Consider the following 525-nt stretch of genomic DNA (forward strand, 5'->3'; position numbering starts at 1 on the left):
TGAGAGGGTAGTTGTACCGACGGGGTTGGTAATGCCGAAATTAGTGGATACGGTATTCAAGGCTCTTCCAATCGTGGCGATTATGCGCTCGGCTTCTTCGGCCCTAAGGCGGAAGAAATTGTCGGTACGGTTAGTGACGGTGGGGTTGGTTTCGTTGGTTTTTGTTGGTTTGGGTGTGGTGTGGTTGGGGGGTTGTTTGGGGTTGTTTTGGGTGGTTTTTTTGGTTGTTTTTGTTGTGTTGTTTGTGTGGTGGTGGGGTGTTTGTGTGGTTTGTGTTTTGTTGGGTGGGGTGGGTGGGGGTTGTTTTGTTTTGTTGGTGTTTTTTTTTGTGTCGGTTGTTTTTGCTGGGGTATTTGTTGTTTGTGTGTTTGTGTTTGTGTTTTTTGGTGGGTGGTTTGGTGGCGGGGTGTTTTTGGGGGGGTTTGTCGGTGGTGGGTTTGTGGGGTATGGGTTTTTGGGTGGTTTTTTTGTTGGTTTTTTGTTGGGGGTGTGGGTTGGTTGTGTGTTGGTTGGGTGGGGTTGGGG

Annotated in this window: 1 protein-coding gene; it reads left to right on the plus strand. The window is 48.8% G+C overall.

Annotation, left to right across the window (positions count from 1 at the left end; translation table 11 throughout):
* Positions 1–31: 31 nt before the first annotated feature.
* A partial coding sequence (locus ACTHTY_RS11560; RefSeq protein ID WP_440367766.1) for a hypothetical protein occupies positions 32–525 on the plus strand: 494 nt, incomplete at its 3' end.

The sequence above is a fragment of the Neisseria sp. P0019.S002 genome (genome assembly GCF_051957155.1).
Taxonomy (GTDB): Bacteria; Pseudomonadota; Gammaproteobacteria; order Burkholderiales; family Neisseriaceae; genus Neisseria; species Neisseria perflava.